Genomic DNA, 18,966 nt, shown 5'->3' with positions numbered 1-18,966 from the left:
CACCGCATCCTTTTGATCAAACGTTTCAACTTGCTTTTGCTACTTTTTAAAATGATATGGAAGGGTCGCCACCACAATATCACGCTTCCATAATAGGCGGAATCTTAATAAAAAGGCAGATTGATTATGCAAAATGGTGTGCCATCTTTTTTTCGGGATAAATTGAGGCACGAGCACCATCACTTTATATTGATGTGCATTTGCTTTTGCCTCAATGGTTTCAAGAAATTTATCAAGCGGGTGAATGAGGCTTCGATAGGAAGAATGCAGCATCACAAGCCGTACACCGCTGTTTAGTTTTTCCCAATCCTCTTCAATTTTCTTATCCTTTTCTTTATCAAAGGATACATGAACCGCTATGACTTGATCTGACAAAGACCTTGCATATTGGACAGATTGTTCGACGACACGTGTTACACCTGCTATCGGTACGATGACCACATTCCCTTTAATCTCAACAGGCTCTGTTTCATTCAATAAACGCAGTTGTTCTCCAACAGACAGGTAATGCTTTTTAATGGAATGAAAGATAAATAGAACAATAGGCATGAAAACGAATACTGGCCATACGAGATGGAACTTGGTCAAAATGAGTATCATGAAAACTGTAAAAGAAATCAGTGCTCCGACGATATTGATTGGCATTTTCGTTTTCCAGCCCTGCGGTTTTTCTCGAATCCACTTCACACACATGCCGGTCTGCGACAGGGTAAATGGAATGAACACACCGACAGCATATAGCGGGATGAGGTGTTCTGTTTTCCCATCAAACAACCAGATGAGCAGCATAGAGGCTACGCCTAAAAAGATAATGCCATTGGAGTAACCAAGCCGGTCTCCTCTTACAGTAAACATACGCGGCATATATTTATCCTTTGCTAAATTGACAGCCAATAATGGAAAGGCTGAAAAGCCGGTATTTGCCGCTAATATTAAGATTAGCGCTGTGACAGCCTGAATCACGTAATAGAAAAACGTACGTCCAAAAGTGTCTGATGCAATTTGTGATACAACCGTTTCTTCTGGCTTTGGCGAGATGCCAAAACCAAACGCAAGCAATGTGACTCCCACAAATAAAACGGCTAGTAATCCACCCATCATCAATAATGTTCTTGCTGCATTTTGAGCAGCCGGTTTTTTAAAGGATGGAATGGTATTTGAAATGGCTTCTACTCCAGTCAGAGCAGAACAGCCAGATGAAAAAGCTTTTAATAACAGAAATAATGTAATGCCTTGTACGTGTGTGCCTACCGCTGCATGCTCAGGTGCTGGCGGTACGCCGCCTGTTAACAATTTAAATCCGCCGACTCCAATTAATATAAGGAGTGAAAATACAAACAAGTAGACAGGATAAGCCAAAATAGATGCCGATTCTGTCAATCCACGAAGGTTGAGCACCATAATTACGATGACCAATACAATTGAGATCAAGACATGATATGGATATAGTGCTGGAAAAGCCGATGTGATGGCATCAGTACCTGCTGATATACTTACTGCTACAGTCAAAATATAGTCTACAAGCAATGATCCTCCAGCGATCAATCCTGGTTTTTCACCTAAGTTTCTGCTAGAGACGACATATGCCCCTCCGCCTTCTGGATAAGCATAAATGATCTGGCGGTAAGATAGAATTAACGCCATTAAAAGAATTAATACGCAACCTGCAATCGGGAGTGAGTACCAAAATGCTGCTGCACTAACCACGGAAAGAACAATTAAAATTTGTTCTGTACCGTATGCAACTGATGACAATGCGTCTGATGACAATAATGCCAACGCTTTGATTTTTGATAGTTTTTGTTCTCCTGCTGCTTGTGATTTTAATGGTTTACCAATTAAAATACGCTTCATCAAACTGTACATGTGATGCCCGCTCCTTTAGTGTCAAACGATTTAAGTTGCAAAAGATGGATCGCCAAAAAGACACAGAGGCAATAGAATGCCCCTGTGCCTATTCTTTAGATCACAGGTTGGTCTTTGCTCTCTTTAACGCTTACGAGGTTAGCTGACGGATTCGGGCGCATGAGACTTTGCCCTACCTAAAAAGGATTCACCCCACGTGGTGCCTTGCACCACAATTGGTTCCCCCGCTCATCGAAATGATTCAGCGATTGGTCTTTTATAAAAGAGATCATACTCCCGTTTGACACCAAAGTAAAGAGATTTTTTCGAGGTCTTTTGACCGTTTATTCATCAGTCTTTTTGCGGTTTTTTCGTACGAAATAAACAATCATCAAAGCGACAAAAATGATCAGTACAGCGATACAGGCAAAGTAAATCCAAGACTCACCGCCGCCTTGCTTTTCACCTTTTTTAAGATCATTTTTTGCATTGCTGACTGTTTGATTGTTAGAAAACATATCTTTGTTCTTGCTTTCTATTGCAACTGTTGCGGTCTCCGTATTTGTTTGAAGGAAACGTATCACTTCATTTGATACATCAGCGTCAGCTGCCATCATTCCTGCAAAAACGGTCATGGTTTGTTCTTTATTCCATACAGATGGCTGCGTCCATACAATACGAGCTGTTGTTTCGTTGATCATGCCAAATGAGGATACATCATATTGACCCTTTTTCGCCGGAACGATGAGATCGTCTGCTTTTTCTTTTAAAAGAGAGAATGTCTGGATGCCCCCGATAAAAATGAGAGAGTTATTTTTCAATTGTTCATTTGTCACATTCGATGCTTCGATCAAATGATATTGAGCAGCTTCCGGCTGACTAAATGATTCTGTCAGCATCGCCATTTGATTGATCGTTGCTTGATTGATTTGATCTGGCATAATGATCAATGTGTTTCCTTGCTGCGTTTTTGAAGTGTAAGGAAGCGGCCATGCGGCTAAATCCGGTGTATCACTATTTGTTCCTTCTGGTATTTGAAGAGAGCTGTTCTTGTCAATGTAAATCCAGCCTTCTTCATCCGTATGTCTGCACGATTCCATGCTTTTAAAACCCGTTGTGACAAATTGCAAGTCCACATACTCGTTCTTTTGAAGTACTTGCGAGTCTACTGGAATGGACACATGATAGAATCCATTCTCATCTTTGTTTCCTAGTTTTGTTAACGGTATGTCGTGCGGTTCGTTATTGATCATCACTGTTAGACGTTCCGCTTTGTTCGCTGGATCCGATTTTTTAAATGATAGATTTAGTTTTGCACCTGATTTTTGTTGAGCGATTAATGCTTTCGGATAATAGTAGTGATCAGATGCCGTCTTTTTGGTTCCAACTGTGACATCATCTCCGCCAAAATCTATTAAACGAATATGATGCGATGGCTTAGAAGCATTAGCTGTCACCTTTTGCAGCAGCAAGTCGGTACCAGTGAGCTGACCCGTCAGTTCTGGTTGAGTCAGGACATTGATTTTTTCAGCAATTGTCCTTGGCTGTTCAGCAGAGACAAATAAAATGGGCTGTTCTTTTTTCTTTGCTGTCAGGGTTCTCACCGCTAACGTAAGTTGATTGCTTTCTGTTTTAATGCCCGCAGCTTGCTCGATCGATTTCATACGTCCTTTCCAGCTTCCTTTTGCTCCCACAGCAATGGTTGGATGCGCAATTTGCTTGAGGTCCTTTTCTTGAACGAGTTTGAGGTCTGCTAGACGGTCTTTGTTTTTCAACGTACGATAGATTTTCATAGCCGCTTCTAATTCAGCCGCTTCCGGTGTATTTGGAATCACAATATCTGTTTGTTCTTTCTGCTCACCTGATGGAATAAAAGGTGAAGGGAAGCTGTCTAACGTCACGTCTTTCGTTTGAGCTCCTTTGAACGCCAGCTCACTTTCAGGATATACTTTCAGCCAATTGGCAGGTGTCTCTTGGTTGATACACACACCTTCTTTTAACACACCATAAAATGCGAGCTGAATTTGATGAGATCCTTTTTTCAATTGCGCTTTGTTCAATTTGATTTGAATCGATTTTTTTTGGTTTTTCCCTGATACAGGGATTGTCTTTTCAATCTCTCCATCGATCATCACTGTGAAAGACGATGGCAAAATGAGTAATGGTGAAGCCTCTATATTTAATGTAAGAGTGCTAGACTCTACTTTTCCTTTCTCCATTTGATAGGAAAATTCAGTGCGGTCTTCTTGTCCATACAAGGTCACCACATCTTCTGATAGATGCTGCGTTTCTGTTTGACTTCCTTTTGATGAGCGAACCCAATCGTCTTTCACTTGTACTCGATTGGATTGCGCCATTGCTTGACTTGCCATGAAAAAAGGCTGAATGGCAAGGGATAGCGCTAATATAAAAATCATCCATTTGACCGATTTCAATTTGTCACCCGCTTTTCTTTTGTTGTTGATCGTAACGCTCCGTTTTGTACCATTTCACTTCTTGTTTCAATAATCGGCTCTTCACCTCTACACATAAGGAGTACACGACAAGCGCAATCCATACTTGAGAATAGGTGAAGTACATGAGGACCACAATGAGAATGTTTTGTTTGGTGAGCTCTGTTTTCTCAATACTTAATGTAATCATCACTTCTGTTAGAAAGAGGAAGAAGGCTAATCCCCACAGGATCAGTGCGACAGCCCCTACAGATAAGTGAAGGTCAACAAATAGGTTCACAATAAAGATGCCATTTGAGAGCAGAACACCGAAGAAAAATAAGAAATACGTAAAGAAGAAATAAAACAAATCGAAAATCATTCGTTTTCGTTTCAGCTTCATAAACTGTCTTAAAAATTTGAGTACAACATATTGATTACCTCTAGCCCAGCGCGTTCTTTGCCGCCACCAGACCTTCCATGTCTCAGGCTCTTGTTCCCATGTGATCGCAGCTGGGAAAAATCGAATCACATATCCAAGGTTATACACACGGATCGTTAATTCGGTGTCCTCGGCCAAAGCTTGAACATCCCAGCCGCCGAGTTCTTCTAAAATGTGCCTGCGGATAGCGAAGTTGGTGCCTGGTATTGTCGCAATCCCAAACCACTTCCATCTCCCGCCCTGCGCCATCCATTGGAAGCAGATGGTCTCAATATTAATAAATTTGGTCAGCAAATTTTGGGCTGCATTGATCACTCTGAATTTCCCGACAACGGCGCCTGCTTTTGGATCATTCAATAACCCAAGAACCAAATGATAGACAGCCTTTTGTTCCGGCATGTTATCTGCATCGTATACGCAAATCACTTCTCCTGTCGAAGCCTTCAATCCTTCATTCAGTGCAGTAGATTTTCCCTTCCCTGCAAATGGCGGCTTCGTTTCAATCATATGGACATGATCATATTGCTCACTGAATGATTGCACAATATCTCCTGTGCGATCAGAGGAATTGTCATTAATCACAATGATTTCAAGGAGGTGTTTAGGATAAGATAGCTGGACCATCGCTTTTAACGTCTGCCGAATGACAATTTCTTCATTATGAGCAGGAATCAGGATACTGACGGTTGGCAGCTCTTTCCCTTGTTTTGACCATTTAGGCAGCACTTTTTCATAGGTGAGGTAATGCTGAAAGCCGCCCTGCATGAGAAACATGTGGTATAGGAGCATAGTCCAAATCAGTAGTAATGAAAGATAAAATAAGACATCAGCCACCTAATTTTCTCTCCTTAAAAATTCGTTTTTTCATTGTCAGTCTTAAATACAATGTGTATAAAGCAAATGCCGCAATAAATAGCATCACCACGACTGTAAGAATTCGCAGCATATTTTCCATGCCACTTCGTTTGATTGTTTTTGTTTCGGCGATGTTGGATTCCTCTACTTGAATATGTCCATTCCGTGATGTTTGGATTTTTACATGTGCAGTTTGGACCGTCTGTTTTGTTTTTTTTACATCCAGCCATTCGCTAGAAGGGATTGCCTCCATCTGTGTGATCAAATCCTGTAATCCTGCTAGCCCCAACTCCATGTCATAGGACAGGCCCATTGCGGCTGATTGCAGATGCTGCACGGATTGAATCGTCTGTTCAGTTAAAACATTTGAACCTTCTTTATTAGACGCTTGCTCAACTTGCTGCTGAGGATATAAAGTCATGCCATGTAACATGGCAGGAGACGTCACAAGCGGCGATGCGCTGACTGATTTCCAAGTGCGGTCTGACAGCTGCACCTGTCCAAATAGACTGGACACATGCTTTGAAATTACTTCATACCCTTGTTGTGATATCGCATCATGCGGCACCTCAAACGCAAGAGGATATAAGCCTTGCCTAGCAAGAAGCTCAATGCCCTTTGTCAGTTTTTCTTCTGTATAGGCGATTTCTTGCTGCTGATACGATTTGGTATACGTATGAAAGTCTTTTTCATTTGGGAATTGGCTTTTACTTTGTTTCTTCTCAGCTTTTTTGGGGTCATTTGACGCGATGGGCTGATCATATTTTGCATCCCAGAACTCAAATCCCTGACCAGATTCCTCCGTTCGATACGTACGGCTAAAGCCATGAAGAATGATACTCGCTCCATTTTCTTGCATTTGTTTTAACACATTCACGAGCTTCGGGCGGTCACTCAGTGTGACTTCATCACCTGTTGCTCGATCTATCCAAACAGGGGTCACTGCAATTTGATAAGGAATATGCTGTGCGGATACGTATTGTCCAAGTTCAAGCAGCTTTTTCTCATCACTTGCTGGGCTGATGTTCCCGAGCATTAAGTATTTTGTCGCCATTTGCGCAGAAGATGGCATGTATTTTTCTAGCACTTCTGCAAGAAGCTTGTTGTGTTGCATGACATCTAAGATACCGATATATGCTGCACCTTCTTTTGTTTGAGTCACAAATGGCAGATCAGATTGACGTTTCTTCACTAGAAATTCATTTTCCAAGTCCGCCCCTCGAACCGTTAACACATTGATACTTCTCTCTAGCTGACGGTATGTCTGATCATGTGTATGTTTCAATTGACTGATATGATCTTGTTTGTGAAAAGTAAGCTTGGAGAATGGGCGAAGCTGTTCCGCATTGTATCCAATGGCGATGACCTGCTGTGATTCGTTCATCGCACGAATGGTTTGTTTTGACAAGGTTCTCTTTATTTCACCAAGATAAATGACTTGCTGAAATTCATTGATCCTCTTTTCAGCCAAATGTTCATCGGATACAATCGTCGTCTGTTTTGAAAAATGACCGGCGAGTAGATCCAGCATATGAACGGCTGGAGTCACTTCCCCAGATGGTGTGGAATAAACGATCAGTGTATTTGGCTGCGTGACAAGAGCATCGGCTGAAGTAATGTGTTTAAACGAAAGAATCGTAAAAAGCGTGATCATCAAACAACATTTCATCAAAGAATTACAGTTCATTCATCATCATCTCTTTTTCTAGTTCTTTTAAAAACTGCTGTGGCGTACGATAATCCGAGCTGCTTGTTAAATGACAGACATGAAATGTCAAGGTCACTTCACGACCGTTTAATAGGACATGCGTTTGCAATTTACCCTTTAGCTTATCAAGGACAACTGACACATTTTCTTCTGGTGTATGAGTTAACAGCAAGCCTATTCGCTCTTCGGATAATCGAAATTTCTTATCGGTTTCTCTTACGCTTTCACGAATCTTGAGACTTAATTGCTGAAATAGGTGCTGCATTTCTTTTTCTCCATATAACGATTTGAATTCCGCTGCGTAATTCATATGAAGAAGGATAAAGACAAATGGCTGTTTGTACCGTTCTGCCCGTTTCATTTCCTCAGACAATTCGAGCTTCATCCGCTCAGCATTGTCAAATCCTGTTGTCGAGTCAATCGCCACAAATTGTTTGATGGCCTGCTTTTGTTGTTCAATGGTGTGACGCAGCGTATTAATCCGTTCATGCAAGCTTCCCGCTGAAATAGCGAAAAAAAGAAGTGCTACGCCCCAAATCACTACATCTTGCAATGTTTGATTTGAAAAAAGGGAATTTTCATGGCCAAGCTCTGTAAAGAACATGGCGCTTCCTATAAAGAACAAAATCAGTAAGGTGAAAATTAATGCTGGTAGGATACCAAATAAAATACCGCAGCCTAACACGACAAATGTCAGTGCGATGATCATAAAGCTCTCCGCATCTTGTACGTTAAGGTAGCCCATAAACAAAATAAGGCCTGCAAACGTGAGGAGCAGAGAATAGTACAAGCGATACGTTTTACTGAACAACCGATTCATTTAGAAGCTCCCTTTCTGCAATCAGAGGCAATAAGTTATCAAATGAGTGTGTCTCTTTTTCGTTCATGTATCCTCCGTAATAAGGCTTGAGAGGATCTTGGGTTTGTAATTCTTTCATGCGTTGATAGACAGTCTTTGCGAATTTCAGCTCATTTTGTTTAAGGGCATACAAAATGACGAGTGCATATACCGAAGGCGATTCATATGTGACAGATGGCTGCAATGTGCTCAGTTTGTATCTTCCGTACAGTTTTCCTTCTTGTTTAAACGACGTTTTAAGCCATTTCATGATCTCGGACGTATTTACCTTTGCATGGTGTGCATGTAAAGCTGTATAAAGTTGATCGATCATATTAATTTCTTGGTCGAATGAATATGTTTTTTTCTTTATGTCATAGGACTTAGGAAAGAATCCTTTTTTTCTCGGTGCTTGTTTTAGAATGGCTAATTGGTTACTGGTCATTTGTTTCGTGAATATTTGGAGGGATTCCAATTCTTTGATTGCTTTTGGATCTATATAAGAGAGTGTGATTGTGTGTGAAGTTCGATTTGTTGATGCATCATAGTAATCGGACAATATGCCTTTGAACATGTTTTTTTCTTTTAACGCTTGAGCGATTTCTTTTGCTGTCGTTTGATACGCTGACTTCTTCCACAAACGATTTGCCTTTTGAAGTGCCGCCACTACACGTAAATCATCAACTAAAGCATTGGCCTTACTTTTTTGTTCAGATTCAATTTGCCAGCTGAGAAGATGATGGTCAAGTAAAAATTGATCTTGTAAAACACTCAACTGTTGGTCAAATAAATTTTGATCTTTTTTTCGAACAAGATAATCCATCCAAAGTCCAAGTGATTCAGATAAGTAGATATGTTCCTCTGCAAAAGAGGTACGAATCAAGCCTTCATCTGTCATTAAGTGGTGAGTGATAAAATATTCTCCAGGCAAAACAGGCTGTGTTGATACTGGATCAGCTGATTCTTTCTGTTGTTTCCAGGTACATCCGCCTAGTAGAATGACAATGAGTAAAACAATTGCTGTACGATATATGCGTGTGTGCATTCGTGTCCCCTTTCAACTCCCCGTTCTCTAAGCATCTAACGATTTATTATAGAGCGTTTTTGTATAAATTTAAATAAATATTTTATACCAAATTACGAGTCTTTTCGCACATTTATTCCCATTTTCAGAAAAACAATATATCGATATGCTCGGTAAAACTAAAAAACCCATGCGTTTCCGCACGGGCTTTTATAAAACTATTGATCTAATTTTAATTTCTTTAATTGTTCAGCTAGTGCATTATTAATTGGTTCTTCCACTTTCTTTTGTTTCTTCAAATATTTAGACACATCGTGCTTACTGGCTTTCTTTTGATTGGATTGAGATTTGCGTTTTTCGAAGACAGACAGTTTTTCTCTATGGCCGCACACACAAGCAAAGATTTTGCCATCGCCTTCTCCGCGCAGCTCGAGCTTTTTATGACAGTTCGGGCAGCGTGCGTTTGTTTTCTTCGCCACATTTTTACGATGGCCGCATTCCCGGTCCTGGCAAACAAGCATCGTTCCATGTTTTCCATTCACTTTCAGCATCAGTTTTCCGCAGTCTGGACAATGGGTGCCAGTGACATTGTCATGCTTAAAGGTCTGGTTCGTCTTTTTGATTTCAGATACGGCTTGTTTCGCATATAATTTCATTTCACTCATGAATTGAGAAGCTTTCAATTGCCCTTTTGCGATTTTAGAAAGCTTTTGTTCCCATTCCGCTGTTAACGCAGGAGACTTTAAGTCTTCAGGCACTAAAGAGAGCAGCTGCTTTCCTTTCGATGTGATGAAGATGTCTTTGCCCTTTTTCTCGATTAGGAAGCTATTGAACAGCTTTTCAATAATATCTGCTCTTGTTGCTACTGTCCCTAGACCACCTGTTTCACCAAGGGTTTTCACTAAGTCTTTTTCCTCTTTCTGCATAAATGCCGCTGGGTTTTCCATGGCAGATAATAGGGTCGCTTCATTAAAACGTGCAGGAGGTTTCGTTTCTCCTCTTGTTTCTTTCAGCTGTCGTACGTCTAGTGACTGTCCTTCTGAAAGCAGCGGCAAATGTTGATCCACCTCGGCTGATTCCTCTTCTTCATAGGAATCATCGTACACGGCTTTCCAGCCAGCTGATTGCACGATTTTCCCTTTTGCTGTGAACGTTTCACTGCCTATTTTGGCGATAACCGTTGTTTCTTCGTACTCAAAAGGATTCATGAGTACCGCAAGGAATCGTTTGGCAATAAGGTCATATAATTTACGCTCTTTATCACTTAATGCACCTGGATACAGCTCTTCCTCGGTTGGAATGATCGCATGGTGATCTGACACTTTTGCATCATTGACGAAGCCTTTGTGCGCTTTTACACCTGATTGTAAAATCCGGTTCACATGCTGCGCATATGGTCTGACGTTCATTCCTTTTAAACGATCTTTTAATGTAGGAACGATATCCGCTGAAATAAACCGTGAATCTGTACGTGGATATGTCACGAGCTTATGCTGCTCATACAATCGCTGAAGTGTAGATAATGTTTCTTTTGCTGAGAAGCCATAGCGTTTATGCGCATCACGCTGTAATTCAGTCAGATCGTACAGGCCCGGTGCAAAAGCTTTTTTCGCTGTTTTTTTCAACGCATCAACCACTGCTGGTTTTCCTTCGCATGCTGCCAAGCGCTCTTTGATCACATTCTCTTGGAATGTCCGGTTTTGCTTTGTTTTGGCATCCTGCCAGGTCAAAGTCAGTCCATCTACTTGTGCAATCAATCCATAGAACGGCTTCGGCTGAAATTGCTGAATGTCTTCTTCTCGTTTGGCGATCATGGCAATCGTTGGTGTTTGTACCCGTCCGCAGGAAAGCTGTGCATTGAACTTGGTTGTCAGCGCTCTTGTTGCGTTGATGCCGACAATCCAGTCTGCTTCTGCACGTGCAACTGCTGAGCGATACAGGTTATCGTATTCTCTGCCGTCTTTTAATCGTTTGAAGCCTTCTTGAATGGCTTTGTCCGTGACAGATGAGATCCATAGTCGTTTCAAGGGCTTTTTCACATGTGCTTTTTCAAGAATCCATCTTGCGACAAGCTCCCCTTCACGTCCAGCATCTGTTGCAATGACAATGTCTTTGACATCTTTTCTCGCAAGCTGCGCTTTCACTGCTTGGAATTGTTTTCCTGTCTTTTTCATCACAACAAGCTTAAGCGGCTCTGGAATGATTGGTAAATCCTCTAAACGCCAGGATTGAAATTCTTTTCCGTAGCCTTCTGGATCAGCCAGTGTGACCAAATGGCCAAGCGCCCATGTCACAATGTATTGATCTCCTTCTAAAAAACCATTTCCTTTTTTATGACACTTCAGCACACGCGCAAGGTCACGTCCTACTGAAGGTTTCTCTGCTAATACAACTGTTTTTGACACTAGATTTCACATCTCTTTCTTCTATCCATCCTTTTATTATAGCAGACGTGGAGATGCGGTTCTAATGACGGATTATTTCTTCAATCGTTTGATGATTTCGTTTGTGACTTCTTGTGTTTGATAGGATCCGCCGATGTCCGCTGTTAAAAAGCCGTCTGCTGTGACTGATTCGATGGTGCTGAGAAGGTGCGTACCCAGCTCTTCTTCTCCGAAATGATCAAGCATCAGTTTAGCGGTCCAAATTTGACCGATTGGGTTGGCGATTCCTTTTCCCGCAATGTCTGGAGCTGATCCGTGTACAGGCTCAAACATGGATGGGTATTTGCCATTTACATTGATGTTGGCGGCAGGCGCCACGCCAATACTCCCCATAATGGCTGCCCCAAGATCCGTCAAAATATCACCAAACAAATTACTGGCCACAATCACATCGAATTTTTCTGGTCTTGTTACAAAGAAGGCTGAGAGCGCATCAATGTGCTGAGAGTCTGCTGCCACCTCTGGATAATCCTTTGCTACGTCTTGAAACACTTCATCCCAAAAAGGCATGGTATGGACGATCCCATTCGATTTGGTTGCACTCGTCACATGCTTTCGTCTTTTTTCTGCTAATTGAAAGGCAAAACGCATCGCACGCTCTGTCCCTTTTCTTGAGAACACTGCATTTTGAACAGCAAGCTGATCTTCTCCTTGATAAATACGGCCTCCAATTTCACTATATTCACCTTCACCGTTTTCTCTGACAACTAGAAGATCGAAATCCTTTGGCTGCGTAAGCGGTGAGCGAATGCCGCTCAGCTGTTTTGCAGGTCTGACGTTTATCACCTGTTCAAATTCCCGCCTAATCTTAATAAGCAGTCCCCAAAGCGATACGTGATCCGGCACTAAATTGGCATCTCCGACAGCCCCTAAGAAAATGCTGTCAAAGGTTTTCAGTTGATGTAATCCATCCTTTGGCATCATCTCGCCATGCTCTAAATAATATTCACAGCTCCACGGAAAATCCTGAAAGGTAAAAGACAAACCGCCATGTAATTCTGACACCGCTTTCAATACTCGTATGGCTTCAGGTACAACTTCCTTCCCAACCCCGTCACCTGGTATCGCCGCAATTGAAACATGCTTCATTCATTTCTCCCCCTTTATCGTCGGTCGACCGTCGACCGTTTAAATTTGAGTTTACTAGAGAGTTCATGTTCTTTCAATGGACAAAAGACGCTTTTTTGATCAAAGCGCCTGTTTATCCTGGAAAAGCATCGAGGGTTTCTGTTTCTTCCTCCCCGCATCTTTTTTATCTGAAAGCAGCAGTCCTCCTAAGGTCAGTGCCGTTCCGAGTACAGACATGAGGGTCAATCTCTCATGAAGAACGATCATTGAAATGACCATCGTAATAATAGGAACGCCATAAATATACACACTCGATTTCACCACACCGAGCGTTTTCACCGAAAAGCTCCATGTTAGAAAACAAATGGCAGATGCGAACAGGCCTAAAAACAGCAAGTGAAAGGCAAACGACGGGTTCGTCAATCGCTCCCAGTCTAAACGAATCTTAAAATGCCAGATCAGGGGAAGCATCCAAAGCAAGCCGTAAAAAAAGACACGCCTCGTCACTTGAATGATATGGTATCCATATTGGTTGATCATTTTCGATAAAATAGAATAGAAGGCCCAGACAATGGTCGCCGTTAATGCTAGCACATCACCGAGTGGATTCAATTGGAACGTCGTCATTCCATTAAAGCTAATCAGCACAATTCCTGTCATCGCGATAAAAAAGCCTATGAAAAATCGGCGATGCAGCGGCTCATCTTTCAATAAAAAATAAGCCAATAAAAATGAGAAGAATGGCACAACTGAACTGATGACACCTGCATTCGAAGCGAACGTATAGGTGAGTGCGACATTTTCTAAAAAATAGTATAAGACCACACCGCATAATCCTGCGAGCGCAAACATCGCTTCATGCTTTTTACGCTGCACCTTCATGGTGACCGGATAGATCATCATCAGAGCCAGATACCCAATAAAAAAGCGAAAAAATAATATCTCTGTGGGAGAAAAAGCAGTTAATAATATTTTGGTTGAGATAAAGGTCGAACCCCATAGAAAAATAGTGAACATGGCCGCTAGATGACCAAGCAGCTGTTTATTTTTCATCTGCTGTTACCTGCTTTGCAAAAATTTGCTGATATTGCCCTGGGGTGAGCCCTATAAATTCTGAAAAGAAATGACTCAAGTGACTTTGATCAGAAAAACCAGCGGAGACTGCCGCATCTACAGGCTTCACTCCTTGGGCGAGAAGCTCCTTCGCATAGTTCACTCTCACTGTCTGTAAATAACGATACGGCGTGATCCCTCTGTACTTTGTAAAAGCACGAAGAAGGGAGTATTTGTTCATAGACACAAGCTCTCCTAAGTCGTCTAACGAAATATTTTCCGTGCGGTATGTTTCAATATATTGCTGTACATCTTGGACTTTCTGTTCGGCGGCATGCGCTGCTGACGCTTTTTCCTCTGATGTATCAGCATAGGCTTCAATCAGCTGCTTCATAAAGAAATAAAACGTTTCCTGTTTATTCAAAGCTGGAGCTTCTTCTGTGATCATTTGATGAAGATCATATAATGGCTTTGTCAGTTCACTTTGTGAAAACACAGGGGCTTTAAAATGTGGCTTGTGCTGAAACATTTTCTCTATGACATCTGCTTCTATATTTAAACAACGATAATCTAGTGTCCTGTGATCAATCTGCTCGCATGCGTGATTGTCATATGGATTGAAAAGAAGGATGTCTCCCTTTTCAATGATGTATTCTTCATTTTGGCAGATCAAACGTCTTTGACCGTCCTCAATAAATCCAATCACATAGTATGTATGAAAATGATTCGGGAACTTTTGCATGATGCCATGAAAGCGATACGCCTCTAATTGCAAGTCCTGATCAAAATGTACCGTTCGTTCTTCTTGTGTTTTCATGTCGATCCCCTCTTTCACTGAACTGATCATTAGTGTAGCACACCCTTTTTCTCTTGAATTGTACGATATTGACTTTTCCGATGCAGGCTTGCCTAGAGGGAAAAACTTGGATAACATGAGACAAAAGATGATGTGTAAATGAGGGAATGACGGGATGAATTCATTCGAGATGAAAAGACCAGCACCATACCATATGCAATTTTATGAACAGCTGAAGCAAATGATATTTGATGGGCAGTTTCAGCCAGGGGAACGCATCAATGAGACACAGCTTGCCAAACAATTTGGTGTAAGCCGATCACCGGTTAGAGAGGCGATGAGGCTTTTAGAAAAAGATGAGCTCTTGATCGCTGATCATCGGTCAGGCTACTCTGTCTATACGTTAACGGAAAAAGATGTCGAGGAGCTTTATCAAGTTCGAATCGCCCTAGAAACGCTAGCTGTTGAGCTTGCATGCAAGGAAGCCGCGCAAAGAGAGCTGGATGATATTGAGCAGGTCCTCAAGCAGGCAGACGGAGCAATCAAGCAGCAGCTGCCATCTAAAGAAATCGTCCAGTTACATGAAGCCTTTCATCAAAAAATTATTCTAGCGAGTCACAATCACCGCTTATGTAAACAATTGAATCATGTGAATGCACTCATTCATTTTTGCCGTATCTTTCATTTTAGCGGCGGAGCGCGTGCTGAGACGATTCAAAAAGAGCATGCTGCCATTTATTCTGAAATGAAAGAGCGCCGCTCCACAGAAGCCGTTCAAGCGATGACGGATCATTTATTACATGATGTGATGCACTTAAAGCAAGTACTCTCTGAAACAAACAAGGATTAAGTGATTTTTCCTTTTTCCCATTTTTTAAGCATTACATGAACATATTTTGAATTTTTCGTAGATTTTAGCATGTCCAGACGATCTTTCGTTTATATTAGAAGATGAGAAACTAGCTTTTATACAGGAGGATTTGTATATGCATACAAGTATTAGCCGTCTTCGACAGGCGGGTTTTATTGAGGGTATGTCTCTTTTAACCCTTCTTTTAATTGCCATGCCTCTGAAATATTTTGCGGATATTCCGATGGCAGTCACCATTGTAGGCTCTCTTCATGGCGCATTGTTTGTCATCTATATGCTTGTTTTGGCATATGTGACTTTTAAAGTTCGCTGGCATTTGAAATGGTCCATCGCTGGTTTTTTTGCAGCGTTCATTCCTTTCGGCAACTTCGCCTATGATAAGGTGCTCCGCCAGTATGATACAAAGGCTTAATCAAAAAAGGGCTAAATCGAATGTCGTTTTAGCCCTTTGTCTACACGCTGAAGCGTTCTGTTAAAGGAACGCTTTTTTAAATTGATGCATATTTCACAATGGCTGCTTGACGCGTCATTTCGTCATACGCCACCCATAATTCATCACCTGGCAGTACACTAGTCATTGGATCGATTGGCTGTTTCACTTCATACAGCATGCCATCTCTCTCAATCTGAATGATTGCTAGCGGCTGGTTGCCGATGACGCCAGCAAATGCGACATGGGTCACTTTTGCACTTCCTTGTTTCTCTTGCATGAGACCGATTTCTCTATCCAGCTCTTCTTTCTTTGTCTGGATCGTGATTGGAGTTCCTGGTGCGACCTGCATATGATCAGGGATGAATTGGCTGACCGTTTTTGTAATAGACTGATCTCCGCTTGAAACCGTCACATCCAGCATGACAGGCTTTTGTCCATGAATCGTGACTGGATATTGCTTCACTCGCTGAATGGTTCCTGTTAACGTCACATCTTTCCCCGATCGATTCCGCACTTCATGGCCATAGGCTGCCATTTTCAACTGACCGCTGATGGCGACGAGATCGGCTTTTTCTCCTTTTCTAAATTCAAAACCAGCGGCTTGAATCATCGGAATGGTATACCTTTTCTGATCTGCTTCAAATGTAAGCGATAAGACAGTGCCTCGTCCTACGGTTTCATATGATTCTATATTTCTTAAAACAGCGCCTTTGATGAACTTTGGCTCACTTGTCTGTGAGAAGTCCCCCTCTTTTAAGAGCATCGCTTTTTTCTTCTTCGGATTGTAGAGAATGGCGATACGCTGACCCGGCTGCGGTATCTGGGTAAAGGATACAACTGTTTTAACCGTCTTCTCGATGTTTTCCCCATCATATTGAAATTGCAGCTGCATTTTGACAAGCGGCTGTTCGTTGATGTAGGTGCCCGTTTCTTTGACAGATACAATATTGGCTTCTAATGTGACACTGTCTTTAATCTTGTTGTTTCTCACCAGTCTCAAAATCGGCGGCAGGAAGATGGCTAGTACAAATAACAGTAGTGGAATAAACAGCCATATCGCCCAGTTGAGAATGAGTGGCCCGCCTTTCATGACATATTGCATAAAGGTGTCAACAGACGTTTGGTGAGCAGGACTCGCGTTTTCGATTGAGATGACTTTTTTCAAAGGAAATTCCTTTAGCTGGCTGCTCGTCGTCTCATATGCACCCGTTAATTGATTGTCGAATGAATAATAGATCCAATCGCTCTTCACATTTTTATTGAAAGTGAGCTCTTCTCTTTGTAAGGATTCATATGACAACGATTGAAAAAGCTTGCTGGCAGACGTCGCCTTATTCGTGCGATGGTTATAAATATATCCAGTCAGTTTGCCTTTTGCTTCGTCCTTTGCAGTAGAGCCTGCAATAAGAACTTCTTCTTCATTAAGCTGGTAGATATAGGTTTGATAAATTGGTTTTGGTGTTGGGACGACTTCCCCAAGCCTTCCCTCTGCATTCACTTTCCTTGCCCTTTTTGGATAATTCGATTCTACGGCGACAGCAAAGTTTTGTGATGATCCAATCTTTTTTTGCAGCCTCTGCTCAACTGTATCTTCAATGAGGCTAAACGGATCAGCGTTTTTGGAGACATAGACACCAAGCTGATGCTTCTCGTTTGAGATACCGCTAACATATGCCTTCTGGTCATTTTTCAAAGTCAATTCAAATATAGGAATAGGCGTCTGCCCTCTAAAGGAATTCATGACGACATCCATGGAGACTGGCCTTGCTGGCAGCTTTAGCTCGTTGAGATTGTGCACATGAAACTGACCATTCTTTAGCTCACCGAGGACTGCAGCGGCGCCTTCCATTTCTCCTGTAAACACGAGCTGTCCATTCCATTGATATGTATTCGTTTTTAAAAATGAGGGGATCTCTATTTTTTGTTGAACGAGCTCTTTCTTTTCTCCGCTTGGAGTTATTTTCTCGATCAACAGCTGCCCCTCTTTATTTTTTAAAGCAAGTAAGAGATTGTTACCTTGAATGGATGGAAACATTTCATTAAACGTATCGCTTTCCGTGGTCCATTCACTGATTCTTTTTCCTGATTGAGGATCATACATTCCAAAATGGAGTTGTTGGTCTTTTGATACAGCACTCACCACTCGTTTTCCTTCATCAAATGTAAAAATTCGTTTGACGTCATACTCTGTTACTTTCCCATCCGACAAATCATCTTGGTAATGGTTCCACACCATGAAACTGATAATGATCGCTGGAATAAAGAAGACAATATATCGTAGAAAAATCACTGGTATTCTTTTCACTTGATCGCTTCCTTTCATGAGGTTCCTTTATCTTATACGTCAATGCAGCGAGAATGTTTCGTGCTAGAAGAATACCATTCCAGCCTTCGAATTCCATATTTTACAAACTTCGTTGTTTGCGATAAAATCCAATCAGATTCAAAAAAGGAGTTTTTCTCATTGGATAAGCTATCTTCTATCTTTCTAGCGGCTTGGCTGCGTGTTCCTCGTTGGTTCAAGCAATGGGTGCTCGTATCCATTTCCATTTTCTTTTTTTATATGTGTTTTGTAAAGGGGCTGACTAGCTGGCATACCTTGCCGCCCATCACTTTGCTTACGTGTGTCATTGCTTCCTTCTTCATTTGGATGTTGTGGCTAAAAGGTCAAAAAAATAAGTGAAATGGGGAAAATCATGAAAGAATCCATCAGTTATTTTGCTATCTCTTTTGTTCTGCAATGGGTTTGGTTTGGCATTGTGCACCCAAATAGAGGCGTGACACTCTTGGACATGTTCGTCTTTTCTATTTTGTTTGCAGTGCTGTTCTTTTTTATCGGGCGGATTTGGCATTATCAGAAGAAAGGAAGAAGTGAGTGATCATGAAATGAACCCAATGAAAAAGGCTGCCAAATAGATGGCAGCCTTTTCCTTGCTCTTTTCATGCAAATAAATAATCAATGTGTGATCTCCGTTACGGAGTGTATGAATTAAGATTCGATCATATCAGTGTGTCATATGTGTTCCGAGTGAACCTACGTTTGAAAGTAAACGCCATGGAAGTTCTGGATAACAAGACAACGAAAGCCCTACCTCTCATTCGTCCTTACGGCTCCGAAGCCGTGCCAGTGTGAATTGTAAATCAAAACGTCTTTTTT

At 41.6% G+C, this 18,966-nt stretch carries 15 protein-coding genes and 1 riboswitch; of the genes, 4 read left to right on the top strand and 11 right to left on the bottom strand.

The window, feature by feature from the left end; all coding sequences use genetic code 11:
• Nucleotides 1–39: 39 nt before the first annotated feature.
• The 10 genes from C6347_RS13745 to C6347_RS13700 all read right to left on the bottom strand — a co-directional run bounded on the left by C6347_RS13745 (nt 40) and on the right by C6347_RS13700 (nt 14,526).
• Nucleotides 40–1,866, bottom strand: coding sequence for an APC family permease (locus C6347_RS13745; RefSeq protein ID WP_034663998.1), 1,827 nt, complete (start codon nt 1,864–1,866; stop codon nt 40–42).
• A gap of 112 nt (nt 1,867–1,978) precedes the next feature.
• Nucleotides 1,979–2,123: riboswitch (cyclic di-AMP (ydaO/yuaA leader) on the bottom strand.
• Nucleotides 2,124–2,189: 66 nt separating this feature from the next.
• Nucleotides 2,190–4,280: a cellulose biosynthesis cyclic di-GMP-binding regulatory protein BcsB gene (locus C6347_RS13740; RefSeq protein ID WP_106071748.1), complete on the bottom strand. Its 2,091-nt coding sequence runs from the start codon at nt 4,278–4,280 to the stop codon at nt 2,190–2,192.
• A gap of 4 nt (nt 4,281–4,284) precedes the next feature.
• A complete protein-coding gene (locus C6347_RS13735; protein WP_374955738.1) occupies nt 4,285–5,508 on the bottom strand; it encodes a glycosyltransferase family 2 protein in 1,224 nt (407 codons plus the stop codon).
• Nucleotides 5,509–5,545: 37 nt separating this feature from the next.
• Complete coding sequence (locus C6347_RS13730) at nt 5,546–7,261, bottom strand: DUF2334 domain-containing protein (RefSeq protein WP_106071747.1); 1,716 nt, start codon at nt 7,259–7,261, stop codon at nt 5,546–5,548.
• Nucleotides 7,251–8,102 (bottom strand): GGDEF domain-containing protein, encoded by an 852-nt coding sequence (locus tag C6347_RS13725; RefSeq protein WP_060595574.1) that lies wholly within the window; start codon nt 8,100–8,102, stop codon nt 7,251–7,253. Before C6347_RS13725 ends, C6347_RS13730 begins: the two co-directional genes overlap by 11 nt.
• On the bottom strand, nt 8,083–9,165 hold the full coding sequence (locus C6347_RS13720) for a glycosyl hydrolase family 8 (protein WP_066031303.1): 1,083 nt from the start codon (nt 9,163–9,165) through the stop codon (nt 8,083–8,085). Before C6347_RS13720 ends, C6347_RS13725 begins: the two co-directional genes overlap by 20 nt.
• 197 nt (nt 9,166–9,362) lie before the next feature.
• A complete protein-coding gene (locus C6347_RS13715) occupies nt 9,363–11,549 on the bottom strand; it encodes a DNA topoisomerase III (RefSeq protein WP_106071746.1) in 2,187 nt (728 codons plus the stop codon).
• 72 nt (nt 11,550–11,621) lie between these two features.
• The gene (locus C6347_RS13710) at nt 11,622–12,677 is read right to left on the bottom strand and encodes a tartrate dehydrogenase (protein WP_066031305.1); all 1,056 of its coding nucleotides are present in this window, start codon (nt 12,675–12,677) and stop codon (nt 11,622–11,624) included.
• A 99-nt stretch (nt 12,678–12,776) separates the two neighbouring features.
• The gene (locus tag C6347_RS13705; protein WP_060595572.1) at nt 12,777–13,709 is read right to left on the bottom strand and encodes a DMT family transporter; all 933 of its coding nucleotides are present in this window, start codon (nt 13,707–13,709) and stop codon (nt 12,777–12,779) included.
• Nucleotides 13,699–14,526 (bottom strand): helix-turn-helix domain-containing protein, encoded by an 828-nt coding sequence (locus C6347_RS13700; RefSeq protein WP_106039311.1) that lies wholly within the window; start codon nt 14,524–14,526, stop codon nt 13,699–13,701. The genes C6347_RS13705 and C6347_RS13700 overlap by 11 nt, the downstream gene beginning before the upstream one ends.
• A gap of 154 nt (nt 14,527–14,680) precedes the next feature.
• Between C6347_RS13700 and C6347_RS13695 the strand changes: the two genes are divergently transcribed.
• Nucleotides 14,681–15,355: a GntR family transcriptional regulator gene (locus tag C6347_RS13695; protein ID WP_060595571.1), complete on the top strand. Its 675-nt coding sequence runs from the start codon at nt 14,681–14,683 to the stop codon at nt 15,353–15,355.
• Nucleotides 15,356–15,491: 136 nt separating this feature from the next.
• A complete protein-coding gene (locus C6347_RS13690) occupies nt 15,492–15,788 on the top strand; it encodes a DUF3817 domain-containing protein (RefSeq protein WP_034664017.1) in 297 nt (98 codons plus the stop codon).
• A 76-nt stretch (nt 15,789–15,864) separates the two neighbouring features.
• Here C6347_RS13690 and C6347_RS13685 read toward each other — a convergent pair whose 3' ends face one another.
• Entirely contained in the window at nt 15,865–18,114 is a 2,250-nt protein-coding gene (locus C6347_RS13685) for a hypothetical protein (RefSeq protein WP_258182071.1), read from the bottom strand.
• 159 nt (nt 18,115–18,273) lie between these two features.
• Here C6347_RS13685 and C6347_RS13680 point away from each other — a divergent pair, with 159 nt between their 5' ends.
• Nucleotides 18,274–18,492, top strand: a complete 219-nt coding sequence (locus tag C6347_RS13680) for a hypothetical protein (protein WP_060595569.1) — start codon at nt 18,274–18,276, stop codon at nt 18,490–18,492.
• Nucleotides 18,493–18,505: 13 nt separating this feature from the next.
• Nucleotides 18,506–18,688: a hypothetical protein gene (locus C6347_RS13675; RefSeq protein WP_106071758.1), complete on the top strand. Its 183-nt coding sequence runs from the start codon at nt 18,506–18,508 to the stop codon at nt 18,686–18,688.
• Nucleotides 18,689–18,966: the final 278 nt, after the last annotated feature.

It is taken from the genome of Bacillus sp. NMTD17 (assembly GCF_002998735.1).
Lineage (GTDB): Bacteria > Bacillota > Bacilli > Bacillales > Bacillaceae > Bacillus.
This window is presented reverse-complemented; position numbering and strand designations above follow the sequence as displayed.

Excerpts from the sequence above, each read along its gene's own strand:
- C6347_RS13745 (WP_034663998.1), bottom strand. The coding sequence starts at position 1,866 with ATGTACAGTTTGATGAAGCGTATTTTAATTGGTAAACCATTAAAATCA.
- C6347_RS13735 (WP_374955738.1), bottom strand. The coding sequence starts at position 5,508 with ATGCTCCTATACCACATGTTTCTCATGCAGGGCGGCTTTCAGCATTAC.
- C6347_RS13730 (WP_106071747.1), bottom strand. The coding sequence starts at position 7,261 with ATGAACTGTAATTCTTTGATGAAATGTTGTTTGATGATCACGCTTTTT.
- C6347_RS13725 (WP_060595574.1), bottom strand. The coding sequence starts at position 8,102 with ATGAATCGGTTGTTCAGTAAAACGTATCGCTTGTACTATTCTCTGCTC.
- C6347_RS13720 (WP_066031303.1), bottom strand. The coding sequence starts at position 9,165 with ATGCACACACGCATATATCGTACAGCAATTGTTTTACTCATTGTCATT.
- C6347_RS13710 (WP_066031305.1), bottom strand. The coding sequence starts at position 12,677 with ATGAAGCATGTTTCAATTGCGGCGATACCAGGTGACGGGGTTGGGAAG.
- C6347_RS13705 (WP_060595572.1), bottom strand. The coding sequence starts at position 13,709 with ATGAAAAATAAACAGCTGCTTGGTCATCTAGCGGCCATGTTCACTATT.
- C6347_RS13700 (WP_106039311.1), bottom strand. The coding sequence starts at position 14,526 with ATGAAAACACAAGAAGAACGAACGGTACATTTTGATCAGGACTTGCAA.
- C6347_RS13695 (WP_060595571.1), top strand. The coding sequence starts at position 14,681 with ATGAATTCATTCGAGATGAAAAGACCAGCACCATACCATATGCAATTT.
- C6347_RS13690 (WP_034664017.1), top strand. The coding sequence starts at position 15,492 with ATGCATACAAGTATTAGCCGTCTTCGACAGGCGGGTTTTATTGAGGGT.
- C6347_RS13675 (WP_106071758.1), top strand. The coding sequence starts at position 18,506 with ATGAAAGAATCCATCAGTTATTTTGCTATCTCTTTTGTTCTGCAATGG.